The organism is Aquimarina longa SW024 (assembly GCF_001401755.1).
GTDB classification, from domain to species: Bacteria; Bacteroidota; Bacteroidia; order Flavobacteriales; family Flavobacteriaceae; genus Aquimarina; species Aquimarina longa.
Map to the genome: position 1 here is coordinate 10,976 of NZ_KQ474110.1, position 4,246 is coordinate 15,221.

At 29.5% G+C, this 4,246-nt stretch carries 2 protein-coding genes; both read right to left on the bottom strand.

Annotated elements, in window-relative coordinates:
• Positions 1-202: 202 nt before the first annotated feature.
• Positions 203-1,372, bottom strand: a complete 1,170-nt coding sequence (locus tag N456_RS23040) for a DUF695 domain-containing protein (RefSeq protein WP_240315585.1) — start codon at positions 1,370-1,372, stop codon at positions 203-205.
• Positions 1,373-1,529: 157 nt separating this feature from the next.
• Positions 1,530-3,857 (bottom strand): nSTAND3 domain-containing NTPase, encoded by a 2,328-nt coding sequence (locus tag N456_RS23045; RefSeq protein ID WP_148639429.1) that lies wholly within the window; start codon positions 3,855-3,857, stop codon positions 1,530-1,532.
• Positions 3,858-4,246 lie beyond the last annotated feature (389 nt).

Consider the following 4,246-nt stretch of genomic DNA (forward strand, 5'->3'; position numbering starts at 1 on the left):
TAACGTTCAGTATAAGAAACGTAGGGCAGGTGATAAGCACTTTCGTTTCGGTTTATTACTTAGCTAAATATAAATATTTTGCTTTTATCTTTTCTACTATAAACGCCAAATTTTATATTTAGCGGACTTTGTAAATATTTACAGACCTTTGGTTAAGCACAAACGCCCTATGTTTTTTATACCGTGTTATGTGCTGGGCTTTTCAATTCGAATTAAATCGGTTAAATGATTGCCAATATTTGTCCTTATAGATATCAAAGTCTAGCTCGATTTTATTTTTGTATTCTTTTTTTATTTCGTGTAATACTTTTGATGGTTTTCTAAATTCGATACAGGCAAAATATACTTCTCGAATTGAATCTGCTGTTTGTCTTCCAATATTTAAATACCCATCGGAATCTTTTAATTCCTCTATTATTTTTTCCTCAATCTCATTTAGAAGTTGGTATTTAGATTCATTAGGCATTCCATTGTTATCTTTTCCATCATATTTTATTTCCATTACCGCAATCCAAGGATGAGAAGCTTTACTATCCCAATTCAATAAATCCATATTCATAACTGCGAGTAAGGGAAGTCCATTTTTCATAGTCGCTTCCAGTCCAGAATAGTTGTCATTTTCTGTATTGTGCCTAAAACCTTTGTATTTTTCCACGAACTCTTTTTCTCTCCAATTCAAAAAGTCCTTTAGTTTTTTTAATGAGATTAATTCGGATGTCGCATCTTTTGGGTTAATTATATTTACATTGTCAATCGTGGTAACTGAATTTAACTCGCCAAGAGAATTGTCCAAAGCGAGGTAAATTCCATTTGTCATTACGGCTCTGTTTTCCTCATTAAAATCTTTATGAGTAATTGTAATGTCAATCTCGTCTGGCATTTGTTTATAGTCAGTTGAATAAAACTCCATTTTGCTTTCGTCAAATTTAAAGCCGTCCATTTCAATTCCGTATTGATTTAAGTCAGACGGTTGTTTGAGTGCTGTAATTTTCCAATTATTCATTTTCGGTGCTGACTTTACCAATTCCTCAACAAACACGATATTTTTAATTACTCCATCAGCTGTTAAAATCAATTCTGCAGTATTATCATCATACATTCCAGCTAGAAACCAAAATCCATCTTTTAATTCGTTCAGTTTTGGTGCAAGTCTGTCGAAAAATACTTTGTTGATATTTCCTTGGTCTTTTAGAACCTTATGGAATTTTTTTTCATTCTGTTCAAACCAATTCCAAAAATCAGAGTACGAGTTTATAGGTTCCTCTTTTGTACTAAATATTGATTTTAAAAAACTCATATTTTTATTAGTTCGGATTTTTTTTAGCCTTGCACATAACGTTTCGTATAAGAAACGTAGGGCAGGTGAAAGCAATACGTTTCGGATTGGTACTAAGCCAAATATAAATATTTTGCTTTTATTTTTTTCTAGTAAACGCCAAATTTTATATTTGGCGACTTGGCAAATAAACACTGACCTTTTGATTAAGCCCAAAAGCCCTATGTTTTCTTATACATTGTTCTCTGCAGTTTTATTTTAAGGATTTGAATAGATTATTAATTTGCTCATTCTCACTAATTGGTTTTTCAATTCCACGTTGTTCTTTTAATTCTTTGTAATCTTGCTCCTTTATATAATCACTTAAACTGCCATCTATATAACTTACCCTTTGAGGGTAATAAGCATCAGGAAACTCATCATAGTTATTTAATTGATCATATTCTAGTTGTTCTAACTCAGCGATTCTCCTTTCTAATTCACGTCTTTCCTCATATGTGTCAAAATTAAAATCATCCTCAATTGATTTCAATTCATCTATTTTACTATTCAAAGTATTAATCTCATCATCATCGGAAGGGCTTAGTCCATATACTATTTCACTTATAATTTCATAATGTATATCTTCATTATTTTCTCTGAAACTATCAAATTGATCTGGGAAACTCATTTCTATTTGAGACAAAGAATATAAATCATCCAAATCCCAAAAACATCCAGAAATATTTAATAGTATTTTCTCAATATTAAAATCTATTTCACCTTCAAATGAACACAATAGAGAAGCAAATTCAGAAATAGACCTATTGGTAATATTTTCTGAATAGCAGACTTCTATGAACTTCTTTTCGATAAAATGAAGACGATCTGGATTATCGGATTTAAAAAAATCATTTATTAGATTTAATTTAAGTATGATTATATCTTCCTCACTGGGTAATGAATGTCTTGGAATGCTTGAGTTTACTCTTAAAATGTCAAATTTAGAAAGAACTATGTCTTCGAATTCTTTCATTTCTCTAGAATCTAATTTTATTCTAAAATCCGAATCTCCATTTGTTATAATTTCAAGTGCAGGCTTTAAATAAAGAATAGATTTAAACAAATGTTCTTTTGTAATTGCATCTTTATTTATGTAATTGACAAGGAAATCTTGGATAGATGGATTTTGATACTTAATAGATAAATCACCTTGATAACTCTTGTCAATTTTAATCATAGAGTTCTCCAACTCTTTTAATGAAGATTTGAAATTATGACCATTAATTGTAATATTGTACCCAGAAGCATTTGTTTCTTGATATGTTTTAACTTGGTTATACAGTTGATTATATGGAATTTCTGATCCAGATATTAATAAACAATCTAATATAATACGTGATATAACAGAGATTTGATTTTCATATACGTGTTTCCAAATTAAGAATGGGGAATCAAATAATTGAATTAAAGATATAGGAAATTCTGAAGGTTTGTGTTTGTTCCAAAATTTAGAATTTGAGAAGGATTCTATAATCCTAGGATTATAATTCCTATGTTTGATTATCTTGAAAAGATAATCCTGTTTTATTATTTCTTCTATATATTCAAAAGGAATTTCGTTAACAGACAGATGATTGTAGAGTATATTAGCTTTTACCAAAGTACTATACTTAGAAATATCTAAAACACATTTTGTTAAGTCTTGTTCGAATACATCAAATCTTTGCTTTGCCTGATTGAGAATGTATTCTCTAGTTGTGAAAATTAATATCTTATTTGACGATTTTTGTATTCTATTTATAAACTGTATTATCTTTTTCTCTTCATTTGTAGCTAAAGAGTTTTGCAAAAAATTTCTACCTAAAAAATCATCGAATAGAAAAATTTGTTTTTTACTTTCTTCAAAGAGTTTAAATCCATCATCTATACTATCTGATAAAAAAATAAACTCATTATTCGATTTACTTAGAAGGTTAAAAACAAGCATTTCAGCTAATGTTGTTTTTCCGATGCCTGGAGGTCCAGAAATTATTACATATTTATTTTCCTTAAGAATGGATAAGGCTTCACTATAGCTATCATTTTGAACATAAACTTTGATCTTTTCTTTTATACCCTCAACATAAAATTTAGAATGATTAACTACTTGATTATTTATGATCCTATGTAATACATCAATACTTGACAACCATAGTTTGTGAAAGTTTTTTTCAATCGAAGGAAACTTATTCAATAGATTATTGAAATCTTCTTTTCCATATATATCTTCACTATCTTTTATGTATGGACTAAACAGTTCAATTATTTTTTCTTTATTTTGAGGAGAAAGTGAAACACTTGTTGTTAAACAATATCTTTCAGGATTTAGTTTTTTTACTTTTTCTACTTCTTTTTTTAGATTTTGAAAAAGGGAATCATAAGACTTGTATCTTTTAGCTTGTATAATCAATAATTCACCTTTCGAATGACGTAAATCAATACCTTGATCTGCTCCATCTCCAAATGATTCTAAATAAATATTTAAGTGGGATTGTAATAAGTCTCTAGATAACATTTCAAACTCATAAGACGAAAGTATTAGAAAGTCATAATTCTTCATTAGTTAAGTCTGATTTTAGCGTTTTGCGTAATTGCAGAGAACGCTGCGTGTATAAATTGTGGCAGCGCAAATACACTCAAGCCATAACTCCTAGCTGCGTTTGTTTTTATATCTTTTTCAAACTTATGAAAATTTAACGCCATTACAAACAGAAAATGACCTTTCGATTCCTCCCAAAACTTGCCATAATTTTATACACCGTGTTATGGGGCGTACCATTTTTACAAGCCTACACTTTGCAAATAAACCGCAGCATAGCGATGATTGATTGCGTAATGATTCCTCAATATGTTGTTATTTTCACACGATCGCTTTGCTGCCATGGAAGCTATCCTTAACCAAACTCAAAAATCACAGACTCCTTTTTTGTCAGTTTTATCGTAATTAGC

Bases quoted from the DNA above. Each gene is read 5' to 3' on its own strand.
- N456_RS23045 (WP_148639429.1), bottom strand. From the start codon at position 3,857: ATGAAGAATTATGACTTTCTAATACTTTCGTCTTATGAGTTTGAAATG.